This is a genomic window from Klebsiella sp. M5al, from assembly GCF_002090195.1.
Lineage (GTDB): Bacteria > Pseudomonadota > Gammaproteobacteria > Enterobacterales > Enterobacteriaceae > Klebsiella > Klebsiella grimontii.
Genome location: NZ_CP020657.1, coordinates 4,917,625 through 4,933,943 on the forward strand (window position 1 = coordinate 4,917,625; position 16,319 = coordinate 4,933,943).

14 protein-coding genes are annotated in these 16,319 nt (G+C 58.2%); 9 read left to right on the top strand and 5 right to left on the bottom strand.

Going from position 1 to position 16,319, the window contains the following annotated elements; genetic code table 11:
- Positions 1–10: 10 nt before the first annotated feature.
- The 4 genes from BWI76_RS23575 to BWI76_RS23590 are packed head-to-tail and all read left to right on the top strand — an operon-like array spanning position 11 to position 3,496.
- Entirely contained in the window at positions 11–541 is a 531-nt protein-coding gene (locus tag BWI76_RS23575; protein WP_004134532.1) for a fimbrial protein, read from the top strand.
- A 12-nt stretch (positions 542–553) separates the two neighbouring features.
- Positions 554–1,054: a fimbrial protein gene (locus BWI76_RS23580; RefSeq protein WP_004134530.1), complete on the top strand. Its 501-nt coding sequence runs from the start codon at positions 554–556 to the stop codon at positions 1,052–1,054.
- Positions 1,055–1,068: 14 nt separating this feature from the next.
- Positions 1,069–2,031, top strand: coding sequence for a fimbrial protein (locus BWI76_RS23585; protein WP_004134529.1), 963 nt, complete (start codon positions 1,069–1,071; stop codon positions 2,029–2,031).
- A 28-nt stretch (positions 2,032–2,059) separates the two neighbouring features.
- On the top strand, positions 2,060–3,496 hold the full coding sequence (locus BWI76_RS23590; RefSeq protein ID WP_004134527.1) for an EAL domain-containing protein: 1,437 nt from the start codon (positions 2,060–2,062) through the stop codon (positions 3,494–3,496).
- 70 nt (positions 3,497–3,566) lie between these two features.
- Here the strand turns inward: BWI76_RS23590 and BWI76_RS23595 are convergent, their stop codons facing one another.
- On the bottom strand, positions 3,567–3,839 hold the full coding sequence (locus BWI76_RS23595; RefSeq protein WP_004124777.1) for a GNAT family N-acetyltransferase: 273 nt from the start codon (positions 3,837–3,839) through the stop codon (positions 3,567–3,569).
- 11 nt (positions 3,840–3,850) lie between these two features.
- A complete protein-coding gene (yjdI, locus tag BWI76_RS23600) occupies positions 3,851–4,081 on the bottom strand; it encodes a 4Fe-4S mono-cluster protein YjdI (protein ID WP_004134525.1) in 231 nt (76 codons plus the stop codon).
- A 269-nt stretch (positions 4,082–4,350) separates the two neighbouring features.
- Here yjdI and BWI76_RS23605 point away from each other — a divergent pair, with 269 nt between their 5' ends.
- Genes BWI76_RS23605 through BWI76_RS23620 form a run of 4 tightly spaced genes read left to right on the top strand, consistent with a single transcriptional unit; the run spans position 4,351 to position 9,086 of the window.
- Entirely contained in the window at positions 4,351–4,623 is a 273-nt protein-coding gene (locus BWI76_RS23605) for a YtcA family lipoprotein (RefSeq protein ID WP_004134523.1), read from the top strand.
- A gap of 6 nt (positions 4,624–4,629) precedes the next feature.
- Positions 4,630–5,658, top strand: coding sequence for a multidrug transporter subunit MdtN (gene mdtN, locus BWI76_RS23610; protein WP_004134521.1), 1,029 nt, complete (start codon positions 4,630–4,632; stop codon positions 5,656–5,658).
- 9 nt (positions 5,659–5,667) lie between these two features.
- Entirely contained in the window at positions 5,668–7,611 is a 1,944-nt protein-coding gene (locus BWI76_RS23615; RefSeq protein ID WP_064371639.1) for an FUSC family protein, read from the top strand.
- Positions 7,608–9,086, top strand: a complete 1,479-nt coding sequence (locus BWI76_RS23620; protein WP_064371640.1) for an MdtP family multidrug efflux transporter outer membrane subunit — start codon at positions 7,608–7,610, stop codon at positions 9,084–9,086. Before BWI76_RS23615 ends, BWI76_RS23620 begins: the two co-directional genes overlap by 4 nt.
- Here the strand turns inward: BWI76_RS23620 and BWI76_RS23625 are convergent.
- Positions 9,083–11,794 (bottom strand): LuxR C-terminal-related transcriptional regulator, encoded by a 2,712-nt coding sequence (locus BWI76_RS23625; protein WP_064371641.1) that lies wholly within the window; start codon positions 11,792–11,794, stop codon positions 9,083–9,085. The two genes, BWI76_RS23620 and BWI76_RS23625, sit on opposite strands and share 4 nt — an antisense overlap.
- Before the next feature lie 166 nt (positions 11,795–11,960).
- Here BWI76_RS23625 and BWI76_RS23630 point away from each other — a divergent pair, with 166 nt between their 5' ends.
- Entirely contained in the window at positions 11,961–12,740 is a 780-nt protein-coding gene (locus BWI76_RS23630) for an acetoin reductase (protein WP_004134509.1), read from the top strand.
- Between the two features lie 40 nt (positions 12,741–12,780).
- Here BWI76_RS23630 and BWI76_RS23635 read toward each other — a convergent pair whose 3' ends face one another.
- Both BWI76_RS23635 and uxuA read right to left on the bottom strand, forming a co-directional pair.
- Positions 12,781–14,334, bottom strand: a complete 1,554-nt coding sequence (locus BWI76_RS23635; RefSeq protein WP_004134506.1) for a peptide MFS transporter — start codon at positions 14,332–14,334, stop codon at positions 12,781–12,783.
- 517 nt (positions 14,335–14,851) lie between these two features.
- Positions 14,852–15,919 carry a mannonate dehydratase gene (gene uxuA / locus BWI76_RS23640; protein ID WP_024358582.1) on the bottom strand — a complete coding sequence of 356 codons (1,068 nt, stop codon included), beginning with the start codon at positions 15,917–15,919 and terminating at the stop codon, positions 14,852–14,854.
- Between the last annotated feature and the right edge of the window lie 400 nt (positions 15,920–16,319).

The following is a 16,319-nucleotide window of genomic DNA, read 5'->3' on the forward strand; positions in this document are numbered from 1 at the left end:
GGAAACCATGATGATGAGAAAAAACCTGTATCTGCTGGGCGCCATACTCTCTCTGGTCTCCTTCAGCACTCCTGCCGCCGATAGCACCATCACGATTAGCGGATATGTCAGGGATAACACCTGCGCCGTCGCAGGTGAGTCAAAAGATTTTACCGTCGATCTGATGAATAACGCCGCCAAACAGTTTAATGCCGTCGGCACGACCACGCCGCTGGTGCCGTTTCGCATCGTGCTGTCGCCCTGCGGCGGCTCCGTCACCGCGGTTAAAGTCGGCTTTACCGGCATAGCGGATAGCGACAACACCAGCCTGCTTAAGCTGGACAGCGGCGTATCGGCAGCGTCCGGCATCGGCGTGCAGATCCTTAACGGCAGCCGGGCCCCCCTGCTGCTCAACGCCCCCTCGTCAAACATCGCGTGGACCACGCTGAAACCCGGGCAGACCAACACCCTGAACTTTTACGCCCGGCTGATGGCCGCGCGCGTCCCGATTACGGCAGGACACGTTAATGCCACCGCAACCTTCACGCTTGAATTTCAGTAACCGGAGGCTGAAATGAAATGGACTCATGCACCCTGGCTGCTAGCGGTAATCATGACTTTCGCCAGCGCCCCCCAAGCCGCCGATGTGACCATTACCGTTAACGGCAAAGTGGTGGCCAAACCCTGCACCATCGCCACCCCGAAGGCCACCGTCGACCTCGGTGATTTATACACCTTTAATATGCTTTCACCCGGCTCGGCATCAGGCTGGCATGACGTCACCCTCGATCTCAGCAACTGTCCGGTCGGCACCTCGCGGGTCACCGCCACCTTCAACGGAACGGCGGACAGCACGGGCTACTACAAAAATCAGGGAACGGCGGGCAACCTCCAGCTGGAGTTGCAGGACACCAGCGGAGCCCGGTTTAACAACGGCACAAGCAAAACGGTGGCCATCAACGATGCCACGCAATCCACCCGCTTTCCATTGCGCGTCAGAGCGCTGACGGTTAACGGCGGGCCAACGCAAGGAACAATCCAGGCGGTGATTAACGTCACCTACACCTGGCTATAAGGCAGGAGAACGTTATGAATCAGCGGATTACCGCCCCCCTTAGATGTCGTATGGCGCTGGTCAAGGCGCTGTGGCTGGCGCTTGTGTTAGCGGGCTTTTCCACCAGCGTCAGAGCTTATACCTGCTACGACTCCACCGGCACCATATTAAATAGCGATTCCGGCGGAAAAGTATCCAACGTCTACGTTAACCTGCAGCCAAGCCTCGGGGCCGGGCAGAACCTGGTCGTCGACTTATCCAGTTCGATTTATTGTAAAAATGACGCACCGGACAGGCGCAACGACATGGTAAGCATGCTACAGGGATCGGCCTATAGCGGCCTGCTTACCAACTTCACGGGCTCTTTAAAATATTACGGGGTTAGCTACAGTTTCCCGCTAAATTCCCCAACTGCCAGCCACAACTTTACTTCCGGTAACTACACGAGCTGGAATACCCAGCTCTACCTGACGCCAATATCCACCGCCTCCGGACTGGCGATAAGCGCCGGCTCGCATATCGCTACGCTGGTGATGTATCAGGTGGGCTCCGATATCAACGGCGGCGGTAACGTTCGTACCTCAAAATTTACCTGGAACATCTATGCCAACAATAGCGTGATCATCCCGACGGGCGGCTGCGATGTTTCCGCTCGCAACGTCACGGTAACGCTGCCTGAGTACCCGGGTTCGACCGCTGTTCCGCTCACGGTACGCTGCGGGCAAAATCAAAAGATAGGTTTTTACCTCTCCGGCACCACGGCGGATAGCGCCAACACCGTTTTCACCAATACCTCCTCCGCCTCACCGGCTCAGGGCATTGGCGTTCAGCTACTGCGCAATGGCACCATCCTGCGTTCAAACAGTACCGTCTCCATGGGAACCGTGGGCACCTCCGCGGTCAACCTGGGACTCACCGCAACCTATGCGCGTACCAGCGGCCAGGTCACCGCGGGCAACGTGCAATCCATTATTGGGGTGACCTTTGTTTACCAGTAACGCGCCAGCGGCGCGTGATAGAACGGGAATGGACTATATTCTTTCGCCCTGCTCGCTGGTCGCCGATGGATTAGTCAAAGTGATGATGGCCAACAGCATGCAGCCCGTTGTGCTGCCGTCGGATGCGACGACGCTTCCCGGCGACGCGGACATTCGCCGCATCATCGTTTTTCTGCCGGAAACCCCGGCCAGGCTGCTCGCCACCCTACAGCAAGCCGCTGCGTTTCTCGAACATTCGGCAACGCCGCTGCCGATGCTGATCCTTAGCCGCAGCCCGGCCAGTTGGCTGTGGCATACGCTGCTGCATCAGGTCATCGATCACCATTTACTTTCTGAAGTGCGATCCGCCGCCTCGGACCTGCCCGTCCCCAGCCTGACCGCAGTGCTCCAGGACTACATTCTGCAAAGATATCCTTCGCTTAAGCAGCTTGCCGACGAAGAGATACGCCTCGGCGGAAAGCGCCCTGGCGGGCTCACCCGGCCGGAGCTCAATGCCATTCTCGGTCTACTCAGCGGATACAGCGTCAACGCCCAGGCAAAGCGCCGCGGCATTAGTCACAAAACGCTTTATAACCAGCGAACCGCAGGACTGAAAAAAATGGTGGAACATTATCCTCAGCTGGCAACCCGTTTCCCCGGGAGCCAGACAAAAGGGCAGAAGAGCCAGCCGGATGCCGCGCTTTCCGCCTTTGAGCGCGAATTTGTCCACGCGATTCACTGTCGGCAAATTTTCCCGGTTTTCCAGCCCATCACTGACGATCGGATGCGGCTAAAAGGGTTAGAGATCCTCTCTCGCTGGCGGCAAAAAGGACAGGTTCTGCTTCCCGGCGAGTTTTTACCGCAGATACGTTCCGCGTACGCCTGGCTGGTGTTGACGGCCTTTGTGCTTCGCGAGGCCGTGGAGAATATCAATTTACATCCAGGTGAGTTTTATTTCTCAGTCAATATTCCCGCCGCTATCGCCAGCAATGACAACCTGATCCGCATGCTGGAGACCGCGCGCCAGCAGCTGCGCGAGCCCCATCTGTCCTCGAGGCTGGTACTGGAATTTGCTGAAACCCTGGACCTCAACCTGCAGAGTAAAATTGCCGACAATATTTCCCGGCTACGCAAGCAGGGCTTTGCCATTATGCTCGATGACTGCTTTTCACAAAGTAGCGTCATGTTTCCGGTGAGATCGGTCAGCTTCAGCGCCTATAAGCTGGATATGAGCATCGTCAACGATATGCAGCGCGATCCTCACGCCCTGGCTCTGATCAAAAGCCTGCTTTACTACTGCCAGCTAACCGGTAGCCGCTGTGTTGCCGAAGGCGTGGACAGCCTGGATAAATTCAACCGACTGAAAGCGCTGGGAATCGATCGTTTTCAGGGTTATCTCATCTCGCCGCCGGTGGAGCGGGAAAACGTCAGTGACCTTATCCACCAGCTTTTATCCGGTCGCAATCTGAGCCTTATCGACGGATGAAAAATCGCCAGAATACGTCGCCAGCCGCACCAGGCTAAAATAGTTGCGCCAGCGCGCTGGCGCATTTATTTCAGGCGCGGATATCATCGTACTCGCGGGTATTATCAAATTCATGTTTGGCAAACGGGCATAGTGGAATAATTTTACGCTGCTCGCCGCGCATTTTTTCCACCACTTTCGCCACCAGCTTTTTCCCTACTCCCTGGCCTTTCAGGCTGGGGTCGACATCGGTATGCTCAATAATGCTGAGGTGCTCGCCCGTGGGCACAAAAACAATTTCCGCCACCTGATTCCCGTCGGCGTCATTGACGTAAAACTTATTATGACCTTCCAGTATTTCCATCGTTTCCTCGCTTATTTTTGGCGATACTTCAGTGCGCCGCTCGGGCAGGTATCAATAACCTTAACCACCGTGGCCACGTCCACTTCATCGGGGACGATCCACGGTTTGCGTTTCAGGTTGAAAAGCTTCGCGCTGCCGCGCACGCAGTTGCCCGAGTGCTGACAGATATCGGTGTTAAAGTAGACATCGATCTTCTCGCCGGTATAGGCGCGATAGCCCGCTTCCAGTAGTTCTTTATCCATGACATTGCCTCAGTTCTGACTATTTTTTATAGCTTTGTCTTTAAGCATAGCCCTGCCAACAACCGCTGACTATCGGCGACGGGTGAAATTTTATTTCGGTAGCCGCACGCCGTTAATGCAGAATGAATGATTTTCTATGCACTCTTTAGCCAAAGAAAATGTTCTGATTGCCGATAAAATACGGACACTTCTGTTATATCCATCTTTAATTTCCCCGGCAGTGAGATTAAACTCATTCCATCCTAACCCGAGCACTCAGGTATTTAGTCTTGAATCGCATTGTAAAGCTGGCGCGCCCTTCGCTCTTATTCTCGCTATTTACGCTCACCGGCTGCTCATTATCCCCGGCGATTCCGGTATTAGGCGCCGCCTTTCCAGGCTGGTTCTTCTGCTTATTAGGCGCCTCGCTATTACTTATTCCCTGCCATATCCTGATTGTGCGTCAAGGATGGCAGTCGCGATTTTCTCCGCTGGTCTTCAGCTATCTGGCGCTGATGTTCCTGTTCGCCACGATTCTGTGGTTCCTGTTCTTCGTAAACTAGATACCTATGACTCAATCCCGCTCAAGCGTTATCCGCAAAAAATGGCCCCTGCTGGCGCTCGTTCTCGCCGCTATCGTGGCGCTGATTGTGGTTATCTGGCAGCTGCAAACCTCGCCGGAAACCAACGATGCCTACGTGTATGCCGACACCATCGACGTGGTGCCGGAAGTGAGCGGGCGGATCGTCGAGATGCCGATTCGCGACAATCAGCGGGTGAAAAAAGGCGATCTACTGTTCCGCATCGACCCGCGTCCCTACCAGGCGATGCTTGATGATGCCAAGGCGCGGCTGACCACGCTTGATGCGCAGATTATGCTGACCCAGCGCACGATCAAAGCGCAGGAGTACAACGCGCAGTCGGTCAGCGCCGCCGTTGAACGCGCTAAAGCGCTGGTTAAGCAGACCACCTCTTCACGCATTCGTCTTGAACCGCTGGTGCCGCAAGGGTTTGCCTCACAAGAAGATCTTGATCAGGCGCGAACGGCCGAAAAAGCGGCGCGCGCCGAACTGGAGGCCACCCTGTTGCAGGCGAAACAGGCTTCCGCCGCCGTGACCGGCGTTGATGCCATGGTGGCGCAGCGGGCGGGGATCCTCGCGCAGATTGCGCTGGCCGAGCTGCATCTCGAATTTACCGAAGTCCGCGCGCCCTTTAACGGCGTGGTGGTAGCGCTGAAAACGACGATCGGCCAGTACGCCTCCGCCCTTAAGCCGGTCTTTACCCTGCTGGATGACGACCACTGGTACGTGGTGGCGAACTTCCGCGAAACCGACTTGCAGAACGTGCGGCCCGGCGTTCCGGCCAGAATCACCGTCATGACCAACCACGGCCGCACCTTCGAGGGCGTGGTCGACTCGGTCGGCACCGGCGTTCTGCCCGACGGCGGCAGCGTCATCGAGGGCCTGCCGGTCATCCAGAAGAGTATCAACTGGGTCCACGTCTCCCAGCGCTTCCCGGTCAAAATCGCCGTCAAAGACCCCGACCCGGCCCTGTTCCGTATGGGCGCCTCCGCCAGCGCCGTTCTCCAGCCGCAATAAGGAGACGGGATGCAGAGCCTGTGGCCGTTTCTCACCCGTGAACTCCGCGATGCGCCGGGGCGGGCGAACTACACCCTGCGCCTGACGCTCAGCTGCGCGGTGCTGATCGTGCTGTTTATGACGCTGCATATTCCCTTCCTCGCCGTCGCGCTGATCGTGGTGTTTTACGTCAGCCAGCCTAACGTGCTGATGATTAAGCTGGTCAGCGTGGTTTTCGTGCTCACCGTCAGCGTCGCGCTCGGCGGCGTGCTGCTGATTATCAAGTGGACCTATGACTATCCGCTAATTCGCCTGGTCGCCTCGGTGATCCTGTTCTTCTGCGCCATTTACCTGATGCGGGTGCTCGGCAAGCTGGGGCTGGCGTTTTTCGTGGTGGCGCTGGCGGTCATCTACGCCCAAACCTTCCCGTCGATGACCAGCCAGAGCGAAATTCTGGTACGCCTGCTGCTGTGGCTATGGGTGGCGATTAATACCGCCATTCTGGTGACGCTGCTGGTCAATGCCTGTTTCCAGCAGGCCTTTCCCGGCTATCAGTTTAAAGCCCGGCTGGTGGTGATGCTGCGCCAGACGGCGAAGGTGCTTAGCCAACCGGATGAAGGAGAGCCGCAGCCTACCTTTACCGAGATCGCCGGGCAGTTTAACCAGCTGCAGTCCTTGTATCAGCAGGCCGCGCGCGCCACGCCGGAGATCGCCGCCAGCCCGCAGGCCTGGCAATCGCTGATGGCCGCCGCGCTGCGCTGCTACCATTTGACGGCGCTGCTCCAGCCGGGCGACGACCATCCCGATGCGCGTCGGCGGATAGCCCGCGAACTTAACGCGCTGGCGGACAATCTGCCCGCGACGGCAGCGGCGGATATTCAGACGTTGGTGGTCCCACGCGATAGTGATAACAGCGCCATTTTGCAGGAAATCGCCGAGGTGCTGGCGCGGCTGGCGCGCGGCGAAGCCGTTCCGCTGCCGCGGGGCGAAGTGGAAAAAGCGCCGCTGCTTTTGCCGGACGCGTGGTCCAACCCGGCCTATCTGCACTTTGCCCTGAAAACGCTGCTGGCGACGCTGCTGTGCTACGTCTTTTACACCGCCGCAGACTGGCAGGGCATCCACACCATCATGCTGAGCTGCGTGATCGTCGCCCAGCCGGGCCTGGGCGCCACCATGCAGAAAACGTGGCTACGCATCGGCGGCGCGCTGTTGGCCACGCTGATTGCGCTACTGCTGATCGTCTTTGTGCAGCCCTGGACCGACTCGCTGAGCGGCCTGCTGGCGATGACCCTGCCGGTTTTCGCGCTGGCGGCGTGGATTGCGGCAGGCTCAGAGCGCATCGCCTACGCCGGCATTCAGATAGGCTTTACCTTCGCGCTGGCGTTCCTCAGCTGGTTTGGCCCGCTTAGCAACCTTACCGAACTGCGCGACCGGGTTATCGGTATCCTGCTCGGCGTGCTGGTCTCCTCGATTGTTCATCTCTATTTATGGCCCGATAGCGAAGCGCCGCGGCTTAAGGCGCGTCTGGCGCAGCTCTATCGCCAGCTGGCGCAGACCCTCGCCGCCCGCGACGATGAGGTTCAACTGGTACCGCTCTTTGCCGCGCTGACCGAGAGCGAAACCTTAATCAACCGGGTGTCCACCGAGCCGCTGGGAACCTACGCCCACCCGTGGCCGGAAGCCAAAAACTGGCCGACGCGGGCGAGTTTTCGTCAGGCAGAAGAGATCCTGCGCCTCAGTGAAGGCTATCGCCTGTACGCGGCGCCGGGGGATACCTTTTTAGCCCGCTGCGCCCCGCGGCTTGAGGACTACGCCGCCGGTCTCGACGCGCAGCAAATCGCCGCAGAACGCTCTCAGGCGCTTCTCCCGGACCCGGCGAATCCGTTTGGCGCGCCGCTGGTCAACGCGTTGGCAGCGCTGCCAACGTGGCCCTTTGCATCCTCCGTTATTCCGCGACAGGCAACCCGCTCATGATAAAAATCACTCCTCCTCCGCGCATCTGGCGTACCTCGGCGCTTGCCTTCGCCCTGACGCTGTTAACCGGGTGCGCGTTAATCCAGGACGATCCCGGCCAGGTGCCGCTGGTCAACCCGCAGCAGGCCGAGCTGGCGCAGGTGATCCACCTCGCGAACAGCGGCTGGCCGACGGCGCGATGGTGGGAAGGCTATCAGGATCCCCAGCTCAATATGCTGGTCAACCGCGCGTTGCAGAATTCACCCACTATGCAGGCTGCGCGGCTGCGTATTTCACAATCGCAGTCCACGGTGGAGCTGGCGCAGTCGGCAATGGGCGTTCAGGCTACCGCCGTGGCGGCGCAAAACCGCCTGCGGGTGACCAATAAACAGTTCACCTGGCCCTACTCCTTCTCCCTGCCGGTGGATAAAAACGGCCCCTGGTACACGTTGAATACGGTCGGCGTCGGGGCAACGCTGAATATCGATTTATGGGGCGCCGACCGCGCCCGCGTCGCCGCCGCGATTGGCGAAAAGAACGCCCGCCAGGCGGAGACCGCCGGTATCGAGCTGGATCTCGCCAGCAGCGTCGCCCAGCTCTATTTCGCGATGCAGGCAACCTTCCAGAAAATCGAATTACTCAACCAACTGGAGGCCATCGCCAGTCTCTCGGTGCAGGCCCATGAGCATCGTACCGCGCGCGGCGTCGAGGATAGCGTCGATGTCGCCAACGCCCAGGATGAACTGCTGGCGGCGCAGCAGCAGGTGATTACGGCGCAGGGAACGATAACGCAGTATCGGGAAACCCTGCGGGCGCTGATCGGCGCTGATGCGCATAGCATGCCGGAGATCCACCCGGTGGCGCTGCCGGCGCTGCAGGAAACGCTCCCGGACTCGCTCTCGTTTGAGCTGCTGGCCCGCCGCCCGGATCTCCAGGCTCTGCGCGGCTACGTCAGCGCCTCGATGAGCCAGGTGGACGCGGCAAAAGCGGCCTTTTACCCGCACTTTGATATCAAGGCCTTCTGGGGCTACAACGCGCTGAGCGTCGGCGACCTGTTTAAGTCCTCCTTCCAGCAGATCAACATACTGCCGGGGCTCTATTTACCGCTGTTTGACGGCGGGCGCTTAAACGCCACCCTGAAATCGACGCGTACGGCGAGCAATATCCTGATTAAGCAGTACAACCAGGCGGTGCTGGACGCAGTGCGCGACGTGGCGATTAGCTCCAGCCAGCTGAACGATTTGAACCAGCAGGCCGCGCTGCAGCAGCAGAAAGTGACGGCGGCGATGGTGACCACCCGCAGCGCCAGCGCGCACCATCAGCGCGGGCTGGTCAGCTACTATGCGGCGCAGGAGGCGCGTCGCCCGGCTATCGCGCAGCAGCTTTTGCTGCTGGATATCCAGGTCCAACGGCTCAGCACCGATATCACCCTGATTAAAGCGCTGGGCGGCGATTACCGCGGCCCGGCGCTGAGCGAGAACGCCCCATTGCGCTAGCCTAACAGGCGCCATTCGCGCGCCTGGTTTACCGCCTGGATGCGCCCCTTCACCTGCAGCTTTTCATACAGCTGCTTAAGGTGCCACTTGACGGTTTCCGCCGAAATACCCAGCTCGCGCGCGACGCCCTTATTGGAATAGCCGTCGGCAATCAAACTCAGGGTCTGCTGCTCCCGTTCGGTCAACCGCAGGGCGAGCGGCTGCGGGCGGGCGCTATCAATCACGATCCCGGCGGCGGCGAAGCGCGACAGCAAAACGGCGATATCGGCGGTCAGCGCATCATCCGCCGCGCCGCGCTTGTGTATTTCAGCCAGCAACGCAGCCATCTCTTCCCTCCCCTCCAGCAGGCTGCGCCATAGCCCCTGATGCAGCGCGCGCGCAAGCGCCGGTCGGCAGATAGCCATCGCCAGCTCCCGCTCGCCGGCACGCCAGAGGGCCAGCGCCTGCCTGAGCCGCAAACGCACGGCGAACAGCCGCTCGCCGCTGCTTTCCCGCACGCCGGCCAGCGTATCCAGCAGCCGCGCGGCGGCAAGCGGTTCGCCGGCGGCAATAAGGAGGCGGCTCTGGCCGATGGTGATATATCCGCCGACGGATTCCGTCTGGCTGAGGCTCTGCAGACGAAGCAGCAGCGCCTCAGCGGCCTGTTTGTCGCCCGCGTGAAGCGCGACGGCGATCCGCTCCGCCAGCAGCGGCGCCTGCGCCCGCAGCCAGCCGCGTTGGGCCGCCAGTCCTTCGGCATGCAGTAATAGTGATTCGGCCTCCGCCAGCCGCCCCGTTTCCCGGGCCTGGCGGGCCAGAACGATGTAGCTGCGGCTAAGGCCATCGGGCGGACAAAAGCTGTCGATGGTCTCCAGACGCGGAACCAGCAGGCTTTGCGCTTGCTCTCCCTTCCCCTGCTCCCAGGCGATCTCCGCCAGGATGGGCGCAAGGGTTGCGCCGCTGCTGGCGTTCTCGCCGGCGTGCCGCTCCGCGTAGCGCAGCGCCCGTGCCGCCTGGCGTTCCGCTTCGGCGAGATTTCCCTGACGCAGATAGCTCTGCGCCATGACGAACGCCCGGTAAACCGTCACGAACAGGTTGCGGTTAGCGAGGCTAACGCCGGATACCCGCTGCTGCACCTCCAGCGCCTGTTGCGGCCGGGAGTCCGCCAGATGGCAGTAGCTGAGGATATTGCACACCAGACCATCGACCCAGATATCGCCGCAGGGCACCTCGCGCAGCAGCGGTTCGACAATGGCGATACTGCGGTCGATATTGTCGGCAAAGGCTTCGCAGATCGCGCGAACCACCCGCAGCTTAACCCACGCGCTGTGGGCCAGCGCCTCGCCATGCGCCGCCGATTGCATCTCGATGGCGTCCAGCAGCTGGCGGGCTTCGCTGAACCGGAAGCGGTGGGCTAGCGCCCAGGCCAGGTTCAGCTGCAGCGCAATGCGGGACGGGTCAGGATTCGCAGGCAGATAGCGGATCCACTGCACCAGGGTATCGATATCCCCCTCTTCCGCCAGCGACTGCGCGCCGGCTTCCGCATCCTTCGCCGCCGACTTCCCGGCGGCCAGCGCATGGCGTATCGCCTCGGCCCACAGCTGCTGTGAGGCGAACCAGCCGCTGGCGCGGTCGTGCAGCTGGCGAATATCAATCTCACCGCTGTGCCGCAGGCGGTGCAGCAGCGCGTCGCGCATCAGCGGGTGATAGCGAAACCAAAGGCCGCTTTCATCCAGCGCGGAAAGAAACAGGTTATGCCGCTCTATCCACGCCAGCATCGCCCTGGCGTTATTGCGGCCGCAAACGACGTCGCACAGGTCCGGATGCAGGCGATTAAGCATCGAGGTCTGCAGAAGGAAGTCGAACACCTCGGGCGGCAGCGGCGCGAAAATGACTTCATCCAGATAGCGGGTGATTGACCGTGAGCCGGCGCTGAGGCCCATCACCGCGGAAGCGTCCGCAGAGAGCGCGGCCATTTTCATTCCCGCGATCCACCCTTCCGTGAGCGCGATAAGCCGGGGGATCGCCTGCGGATCCAGCCCCGACGCGCCGGCGAACCAGGCGCGGGCTTCGCTGGGGCTAAAGCGCAGTTCGGGGTCGTACACCTCCAGCAGCTGATCCTGCATATGCAGACGGCTCAGGGCTAAAGGCGGCTGACTGCGGCTGCCGATAATCAGGTGCAGCGCCGGCGGCGCATGGTGCAGCAGCCAGCTCATTCCCTGATGAATCGCCGGGTCGCTGATACATTGATAGTCGTCGAGGATCAGGTACAGCGGATGCGGGCACTGATTAAGCTGATTAACGAGTTCAGCAAAGAACAGGGGGAGGTCGGCCGGAAGCTCGCCTTGCAGCAGCTGCAGAAACGACGGGCTCCACCCCTGCCACAATGGCCGCAGCGCCTCCTGCAGATAGCGTATAAACAGCAGCGGCGCGTTGTCATCCTCTTCAAGGCTCAGCCAGGCCAGCGCATCCCCTTGTCGAAGGCGGTGCCGGTACCACTGCGCCAGCAGGGTGGTTTTGCCAAATCCGGCGGGCGCGCGCACCAGGGTTAAACGGCGGGAGACGGCGGCGTCGAGGCGCAGCAGCAGGCGCTCCCGCGACAGCAGGCTTTCCGGCGTACGGGGCGGCGTAAAGCGCGTGGAGATAAGCGGCAGCGTCCCCGTGAAGCGTAAAGGTTCCTGATGAACAAGCGCTGTCAGCGCATCATCCGCCGAGGATAAAAAAGCCATACCGCGATTACTCCTTAATCCAGTCCGTACGCTCATCATCCCCCCCATCAGGGGGGTAGGCCACGCTTATCGCGCCCGATAGAGTAGTGCCATTCGCCGCAGCGGCTACGACGACATCGGCCGCGGGCCTCCCTAGTTTATTAATCAGTACAAGGTGAGTACAGACATGGCTATCGAAAATAAAGTTGCGCTGGTAACCGGCGCCGGTCAGGGCATTGGCCGCGGTATTGCGTTGCGTCTGGCCAAAGACGGCGCGTCGCTGATGCTGGTCGACGTGAACCCTGAAGGGATTGCCGCCGTCGCCGCCGAAGTGGAAGCGCTGGGACGTAAAGCGGCCACCTTCGTCGCTAACATCGCCGATCGCGCGCAGGTGTACGCCGCCATTGATGAAGCGGAAAAACAGCTCGGCGGCTTTGATATTATCGTGAACAACGCCGGGATCGCCCAGGTTCAGGCGCTGGCCGATGTGACGCCTGAAGAAGTAGACCGCATCATGCGCATCAACGTTCAGGGTACCCTGTGGGGCATTCAGGCGGCGGCGAAAAAATTCATCGACCGTCAGCAGAAAGGGAAAATCATCAACGCCTGCTCTATCGCCGGTCACGATGGTTTCGCGCTGCTGGGCGTTTATTCCGCCACCAAATTTGCCGTACGCGCCCTGACGCAGGCAGCGGCGAAAGAGTATGCCAGCCGCGGCATTACGGTTAACGCCTACTGTCCGGGGATTGTGGGAACCGGGATGTGGACCGAAATCGATAAGCGCTTCGCGGAAATTACCGGTGCGCCGGTGGGTGAAACCTATAAAAAATACGTTGAAGGTATCGCCCTTGGCCGCGCCGAAACGCCGGACGATGTGGCAAGCCTGGTCTCTTATCTGGCAGGCCCGGATTCCGATTATGTTACCGGTCAGTCGATTCTGATCGATGGCGGTATTGTTTATCGTTAAGGGATAAACCCGGCGCAGAACGCGCCGGGTTTTTGCGGGATTACGCGTTAGCCGCGGGCTCCTGCGGCTTGTCGCTACGGGTGTTTTCCAGCATCCGGCGAACCGGAACAATCAGCAGGCACAGCACCGCGGCGCAGATCAGCAGCGCAATGGAGCAGCGTGCGAACAGATCGGGCAGCATATCCAGCTGATCGGCCTTCACGTGACCGCCAATCAGGCCCGCCGCCAGGTTGCCCAGGGCGCTGGCGCAGAACCACAGCCCCATCATCTGGCCGCGCATTCTTTCCGGCGCCAGCAGCGTCATGGTCGCCAGGCCAATCGGGCTGAGGCACAGCTCGCCCAGCGTCAGCATCAGAATACTGCCCACCAGCCACATCGGCGAGACGCCCGCGCCGTTGTTGCTCAGGACGTTTTGCGCCGCCAGCATCATCAGGCCAAAGCCCGCCGCCGCGCATAAAATACCGATAACAAACTTGGTGATGCTGCTCGGACGCACGTTTTTGCGCGCCAGCGCAGGCCACGCCCAGCTAAATACCGGCGCCAGCAGAATAATAAACAGGGCGTTAATCGACTGGAACCACACCGCCGGGATCTCGAAGGAGCCGATCATACGGTTGGTATAGTCGTTAGCGAACAGGTTAAACGAGGTCGGTTTCTGCTCAAACGCCGACCAGAAAAAGGCGGCGGAGATCAGCAGGATAAAGCATACCAGCAGGCGGGCGCGCTCTTTGCGGCTCAGTCCGGCGAAGACGAACAGGTAGATAAAATAGAGCACCACCGACGCCGCAATCACGTAGACCAGCACGCTGGCGACCGCCACCGGGTTAATCACGATAACGCCCTGGGCAATCAGCGCGATGATAACCGCCACGCCCACCGTTAGCGCCAGCAGCCATGCGCCGACGCCGTTTCGTTTCACTACCGGACTGTTCCAGGTGGAATCGAGGCCGACTTCACTGTCATAGCGTTTCATCGCCGGAACGGCAAAGACGCGGAAGATAATCAGCGCGACCAGCATCCCGATGCCGCCGATGCCGAAACCCCAGTGCCAGCCGTGAGATTTAATCAGCCAGCCGGAGATCAGCGGGGCGATAAACGACCCCATGTTAATGCCCATATAAAACAGCGAGAAGCCGCCGTCGCGGCGCGCATCGCCTTTTTTGTACAGGGTACCGACCATCACCGAAATACAGGTTTTGAACAGGCCGGAACCGAGCACAATAAACATCAGGCCGATAAAGAACAGGCTATCGCCCATCACCGCCGACAGGGCGATGGAGAGATGGCCCAGCGCGATCAGAATTGAGCCGTACCAGACTGCCTTTCGTTGTCCGAGCCAGTTGTCCGCTAGCCAGCCGCCCGGCAGCGCGGCAAGATACATGGTCCCGGCAAAGATCCCGACGATGGCCGACGCGTTCTCGCGCGCCAGCCCCATCCCTCCGTCATAAACGGTGGCTGCCATAAACAGGATCAGTAACGGACGAATGCCGTAAAACGAGAACCGTTCCCACATTTCGGTGAAAAACAGCGAACCAAGCGGGTACGGATGACCAAAAAAGGTCCGAGTTTCATTTTTATTAACAGAGGAATGCATAACTTCTCCCAGGATGTCCGCCGCGCTTTAACGCAGCGGAAAGCGTGTTGGCCTTTTATACATAAGGTCAATCATTCACATTTAATATGACGTTATTTAACCATTTGATAACCTAAAAATGGTCCTGTCTAGTCCCTTCCCCCAACTTTTTAGATGAAAAGTCGACAAACGTCTACTTTTACAGATTTAAAGTTGGCTGAAGTCAAAATGTGATTGACATCATAAAACCGAGCACGTTATGTAAAATTTATCTTAATAAACAGATAGTTAATAATAGTTATTTTTATCATTAGCGGGCGAAACCCGAGGGGGTGGTAACCTATCTATAACCTTAATAAATCCATGTCTGATAGGCACAATGCCAGGAAAGACCGATAAATCTAACAATTGAAGTTGTGAAGAAAGGGTGAGCAGAGAGCAACGGCAAGCCAGTATCAGCTGCCTCTAAGCCTCAAGGGGCTTTGTATTATCCGTGCAAGGTGAGTACCGGGGACATTCGCCCCGGTTTTTCAGTCAATTACTTTTGCTTTTCCAGCGCTTCCCACAGACCCATCAGGTAGGTAACGCCCAATGCGCGGTCATACAGACCGTATCCCGGACGCCCGGTTTCTCCCCAAATAAAGCGACCATGGTCCGGACGAATATAACCATCAAAACCATTATCATGGAGAGCCTGCATTATGCGGTACATATCCAGAGAGCCGTACGCGGAAGGGTGCGCCGACTCATAAAAATCCTTGTCTTTAATAAGTTTAATATTGCGTACGTGCGCAAAGTGAAGACGCTTACGCCGGGTAAATTCAGCCAGAATTTCATAGACATTATTGTCAGGATCTTCGGCAATCGACCCTGTACAAAGGGTGATACCGTTCGCGGGTGAATCAACCGTATCGCAAATCAACGCCAGATCGGCATGATTTTTTACCACACGCGGCAGGCCAAAAATAGAATACGGCGGATCGTCCGGGTGGATCGCCATTTTGACGCCCACTTCTTCACATACCGGAATGACTTCACGTAAAAAATAGAACAGATTTTCCCGAAGCCTGGTATCATCGACATCGCGATAGCGCGCGAACAGCTCCTGAACCTTCGCCAGACGCTCAGGTTCCCAACCCGGCAAAGCAAAACCGTTCGCGTTCTCCAGTACCTCTTTAACGACGTCTTCCAGAGACTTATCAATACCGCGCTTTTCAAAGGCCATGGTTAATGAGCCATCCGGAAGCACATAATTCATATCGGTTTTCATCCAGTCGAAGACCGGCATGAAATTATAACAAATGACTTTTACGCCAAACCCCGCCAGGTTACGGATAGTTTGCTTGTAGTTGTCAATATAGCGATCGCGTTCCGCTGAACCAATTTTGATGTCATCGTGAATGTTTACGCTTTCGATGACTTCCATCTTCAGGCCTGCGGCGTGGGCCTGCTCAATCAACGCCTTAATTTTTTCTACCGGCCAGACTTCGCCGGGGGCAACATCGTAAAGCGCCCCGACGACGCCTTCTACCCCCGGCACCTGTCGAATATACTCCAGTGGGATTTTATCTTCCTGCGGCCCGAACCAGCGCATTGTCATCTGCATTTTAACTTCTGCCTTCATCATTGAGATAGTTACCATACTAGTAGTAAAAAGAGTATTCAGTAAGTTTTATTAGATCAATAGTTATTTTAAAAAAAATAAATCTCTCTGACGTCCCACACGTTTTAGGCATCATCTTAATAAGCGAACCACTATTAAAACTTGTTATTTATATGTGAAATAAAATGCGCATGGCGCCTATTTTAATTCATTTACGCCCCTCTTTTTTACCATCAGTTATAAATTAGCCCTCCCCCTTACCGTTATCACAATGGCCCGACATTAAATAATATGAGTTGAGTCACATATTTCCCATTTGCACTTGTATGGTAGTAGACTAAAATTATACGCAGGGTTTAATGTCGGCGCTCACAGGCACTATCAGAAAGCAATATCCATTTAA

Coding starts and splice junctions, on each gene's coding strand:
- BWI76_RS23575 (WP_004134532.1), top strand. CDS start 11: ATGATGAGAAAAAACCTGTATCTGCTGGGCGCCATACTCTCTCTGGTC.
- BWI76_RS23580 (WP_004134530.1), top strand. CDS start 554: ATGAAATGGACTCATGCACCCTGGCTGCTAGCGGTAATCATGACTTTC.
- BWI76_RS23585 (WP_004134529.1), top strand. CDS start 1,069: ATGAATCAGCGGATTACCGCCCCCCTTAGATGTCGTATGGCGCTGGTC.
- BWI76_RS23590 (WP_004134527.1), top strand. CDS start 2,060: ATGGACTATATTCTTTCGCCCTGCTCGCTGGTCGCCGATGGATTAGTC.
- BWI76_RS23595 (WP_004124777.1), bottom strand. CDS start 3,839: ATGGAAATACTGGAAGGTCATAATAAGTTTTACGTCAATGACGCCGAC.
- yjdI (WP_004134525.1), bottom strand. CDS start 4,081: ATGGATAAAGAACTACTGGAAGCGGGCTATCGCGCCTATACCGGCGAG.
- mdtN (WP_004134521.1), top strand. CDS start 4,630: ATGACTCAATCCCGCTCAAGCGTTATCCGCAAAAAATGGCCCCTGCTG.
- BWI76_RS23615 (WP_064371639.1), top strand. CDS start 5,668: ATGCAGAGCCTGTGGCCGTTTCTCACCCGTGAACTCCGCGATGCGCCG.
- BWI76_RS23620 (WP_064371640.1), top strand. CDS start 7,608: ATGATAAAAATCACTCCTCCTCCGCGCATCTGGCGTACCTCGGCGCTT.
- BWI76_RS23625 (WP_064371641.1), bottom strand. CDS start 11,794: ATGGCTTTTTTATCCTCGGCGGATGATGCGCTGACAGCGCTTGTTCAT.
- BWI76_RS23630 (WP_004134509.1), top strand. CDS start 11,961: ATGGCTATCGAAAATAAAGTTGCGCTGGTAACCGGCGCCGGTCAGGGC.
- BWI76_RS23635 (WP_004134506.1), bottom strand. CDS start 14,334: ATGCATTCCTCTGTTAATAAAAATGAAACTCGGACCTTTTTTGGTCAT.
- uxuA (WP_024358582.1), bottom strand. CDS start 15,919: ATGCAGATGACAATGCGCTGGTTCGGGCCGCAGGAAGATAAAATCCCA.